At 55.2% G+C, this 3,280-nt stretch carries 5 protein-coding genes; 2 read left to right on the top strand and 3 right to left on the bottom strand.

Annotated features, from left to right (window positions below; all coding sequences use genetic code 11):
* Window positions 1-73 precede the first annotated feature (73 nt).
* Both H522_RS20065 and H522_RS20070 read right to left on the bottom strand, forming a co-directional pair.
* Window positions 74-724, bottom strand: a complete 651-nt coding sequence (locus H522_RS20065; RefSeq protein ID WP_155836525.1) for a site-specific integrase — start codon at window positions 722-724, stop codon at window positions 74-76.
* Between the two features lie 203 nt (window positions 725-927).
* Window positions 928-1,248: a hypothetical protein gene (locus tag H522_RS20070; RefSeq protein ID WP_051344378.1), complete on the bottom strand. Its 321-nt coding sequence runs from the start codon at window positions 1,246-1,248 to the stop codon at window positions 928-930.
* A 393-nt stretch (window positions 1,249-1,641) separates the two neighbouring features.
* Between H522_RS20070 and H522_RS20075 the strand changes: the two genes are divergently transcribed.
* Window positions 1,642-1,866 carry a DUF5348 domain-containing protein gene (locus tag H522_RS20075; protein ID WP_051344379.1) on the top strand — a complete coding sequence of 75 codons (225 nt, stop codon included), beginning with the start codon at window positions 1,642-1,644 and terminating at the stop codon, window positions 1,864-1,866.
* A 241-nt stretch (window positions 1,867-2,107) separates the two neighbouring features.
* Window positions 2,108-2,239, top strand: a complete 132-nt coding sequence (locus H522_RS22395; protein WP_281173109.1) for a hypothetical protein — start codon at window positions 2,108-2,110, stop codon at window positions 2,237-2,239.
* A 216-nt stretch (window positions 2,240-2,455) separates the two neighbouring features.
* Here H522_RS22395 and H522_RS0116295 read toward each other — a convergent pair whose 3' ends face one another.
* Complete coding sequence (locus tag H522_RS0116295; RefSeq protein WP_026963124.1) at window positions 2,456-3,160, bottom strand: hypothetical protein; 705 nt, start codon at window positions 3,158-3,160, stop codon at window positions 2,456-2,458.
* Window positions 3,161-3,280: the final 120 nt, after the last annotated feature.

The following is a 3,280-nucleotide window of genomic DNA, read 5'->3' on the forward strand; positions in this document are numbered from 1 at the left end:
TGGGTGTCAGTGGGTGTCAGTGGGTGTCAGTGGGTGTCAGACGAAGAGCTCCCGAGCAAGTTGGCCGAGTCGATCACAGTGCCCGCTCCACGGACGACGACTTGCTGAAGAGGCAGTCCTGCAGTTTCAGAGCAGCTTCCTCTTTCATCTCGGCGAACACGTGGCTGTACACCTTCAGCGTCAGGCTGATGTCTGCGTGTCCAAGGTTCGAGGAGACGACCTTCACAGGGACGCCCGCCATGAGGGCTAACGTCGCATAGGAGTGACGGAGGTCGTACAGACGGATGCTGTCGTCGAGTCCAGCTGCCCTCAGAACTGGTTTGAAGTGGCGCTGAATAATATTGCGCTCTTGCAGGGGCTCGCCGTTTTCAGCGGCAAACACCAGGCCGTGGCTGTGGTAGTTGCCCCCTGAGGCCAGGATGATGGCATTTTGTTCTCGCTTCCACTCGCGCAAGGCCTCCATGGTTTCCTTCGGCATGACGACCGACCGGATTCCGCTCTTGGTTTTCGGGCTTTCGAACTTCCACCCTCCGCTTCTGGGGCGCGTCAACACTCGCCGGATGTAGATGGTTCCGTTGGCCAGGTCCACCTCATCCCAGAGCAGTCCGTAGGCTTCGCTGGGGCGGACACCGGTGGTCAACAGGAACATGAACAGGGGTCCATAGCGGTCGCTGGTACACGCTTCGAGAAACCGTTCCGCTTCTTCGGGTTTAAGGGCCTTCATTTCTGTGGTCTCGGCTTTCGGAAGGTCGACGAGCTCAGCAGGGTTCTGACGAATGAGTTGCCATTTTACCGCCTGGCGCAACGCGTTGTGAAAGACCGCATGGGCGCGCCGGATTGTGCTTCCGCTGAGCCCCCTCGTTTGTTGCAGTTCTGCATACGTCTCCTGAATGTCCAGAGGGCGCAATTTGGTCAGGCGGATGGGCCTCAACGAAGGGATAATGTAAGCATATCCGAATCGTTGTTGAAGGTTCGTTCCTTCACGGCCGCCTTGTGCGTTTCCAACCAACGCATGAGATACGTCGCCACGGTATCCTTGCTCTCTTGGACGAGGGTTCCCTTGTCCCGTTCCGCGAGCAATTCACGCAAGATCTTCCTAGCCTCACGCTCTGAGCCGTGTACGGTTCGATACACGTAGCGTTTTTTGCCGTTCGCATCTCTTCCGAGAAACGCGCGAACCTGCCATGCAGGTGTCCGTCCATCCCGTGCCGTACCCCGCGGGATGATTTGCCCTTCACCTGGGGCCACGGCCACATCCTCCTTTCGAGATCTCTGCCCAGGAATATAACACAGTTTGACACTCAAACGACTCCCATGCATAAAAAATGCGCGATTTATCAAGGAAAATCAAGTGACCTGACCATTTATAATGAGCAGGTCAATCGAAACGTGGTTATCGGGCCGACGAGAAGATTGCGTTTCTATCATGTGGTGCGGTCCATCGGTGGGTCGGACAATGGAGCCATGGGGTGTTCAACACTCATCGACTGGCATGCCGATGGCGTTCGTCGTTCTGGAACGATGAGCCGGGTCGTCATGCCGTACACCAGAGAACTTCCGGTGCCGTGACGCGGGCGGAAGTGCGGTGTACCCGCGTCGTGCAACGCGCGACAGCACACCAAAGGGGAGGGCGAGAGGCAAGTGAAGCGTGGAGTTTTGCGGTTTAACGAGGCCATTGAACGGTGGCAGTTCCATTCCGACGCAGGGGAGTACGAACGAGACTTGCACTGTGGCGACGGAGTGGACAGCATGGTCGGTGCCCAATACGTGCACGGGCGGATCGAGATGGGGGACGACTGGTACATCGTCTTTCCGAATGCGAGGCTCCGCTTGATGCGCCGAAGTTTCTACATCGCGAGGATGTAGTGCGGATGCTGAACCGGTACGGTGAGCGAGACAGTGTTCTTTGCAACACATATTGGTGATTGAGTTGGGCGTGTGCGATTCCTGCGTTTTGTAAATCCAACATCGACGGTCCGTGTTGGAGGTAAGGCTTCGGCCGGCATAGTGCCGATCCGGCTGTACCCCGTGCCTCCCTGGGACCGGTCGCCTGCCCTGGGCGGGACCCTGCCCAAGGAGGCACACGGCCGGTCCGGGAGGTTTGAACATGGGGTACAGAATACCGAAGGTGAAGATCGCGCTGGTGCGCGAGGGGAGCATGGCGTCACAGGTGAAGCAGATTCGAAGTGCGGAAGATGCGTACGAGATCTTAAGCCCGCTATCCTCGGGCGAAAAATGAACTCTGTGAAGTTACTCATGTGGTGGACGGAGGCTGTGCCGACGCACATGCCTCCATCAAACTTTGACCCAGGGTAAAACGAAACTTGATTTAGGCGGTCCCGAGTTGATGGGGACTCTGTATCCATCATATACCAATCATTTTCACAGCCTTGACGACAGATTCAACAGATTGTCCTCAGGTCCACCCGTAGCGGCATCGTGTGGGACACCATGCTCACTGTTCGTGTATCCACTCTGCATCCACAAGAGTGGAGCGCGGGTATCTATATGCAATGCCTACGAACGTCATCACAGCGACTCCTGCCCCGAATATCACAAGCGTTACAAAGAATGCAATAAATCCGGTTCCAGTCGTCGTGACCAAGTGTGAGTACTCTATCATAGCCACAGTGGAATGGACGGCCGCAACGATGAATGGTATGACGAAGAGACGTACACTGTCTACCCAATAAAGTTTCTGGAGCTCTTTTCTGTCTGTCCCTATCTTCCATAACACGGTCATCAGTGGAGAATTCGCCTCGCGTCTTTCTTCTGTCAAGCGGATATATAGTGCACTGAGGCACGCGAAGTATAGCACGAGGCTGGTGAACAGGCCGCAGAACAATGCGATCGTAGTCATCTGCATCGTGTCTTCGTATGTCACCACCGTACCCGTTAACAGCCAGCGTTTTGCCTCTGGCAGCTGTAGGCTGAGAACACGCAAAGCGTGACCACTGTCTTTCCAGTTGGATAGCATGATTCCTTGAATGCTCCACTTGTCCTCTGGACGAGCCTGGGCTGATAATTTGGTGAATGTGTTGTCCGGTAACACCAGCACCGCATCCATGTGGTTTTGCTCGTTGAACAACCTCGTGTTGCGTTGGCCCGTGATCAGAACCTGGAGCTGCGTGGTTCCAACGGAAAAAACCATTTTGTGCATGGTCAAAACTTCCCGTGTTACGTACGGATATGGATACAACAGGTGGGCAGTACCTTCAGACGGACTTGTCCAATCGTGTAACCGCTCACGCTATTTGACGGCGAGTGAGCGTTTTTTTTT

It is taken from the genome of Alicyclobacillus herbarius DSM 13609 (genome assembly GCF_000430585.1).
GTDB lineage: Bacteria > Bacillota > Bacilli > Alicyclobacillales > Alicyclobacillaceae > Alicyclobacillus_G > Alicyclobacillus_G herbarius.

Bases quoted from the DNA above. Each gene is read 5' to 3' on its own strand.
- H522_RS20065 (WP_155836525.1), bottom strand. From the start codon at position 724: ATGAAGGCCCTTAAACCCGAAGAAGCGGAACGGTTTCTCGAAGCGTGT.
- H522_RS22395 (WP_281173109.1), top strand. From the start codon at position 2,108: ATGGGGTACAGAATACCGAAGGTGAAGATCGCGCTGGTGCGCGAGGGG.
- H522_RS0116295 (WP_026963124.1), bottom strand. From the start codon at position 3,160: ATGCACAAAATGGTTTTTTCCGTTGGAACCACGCAGCTCCAGGTTCTG.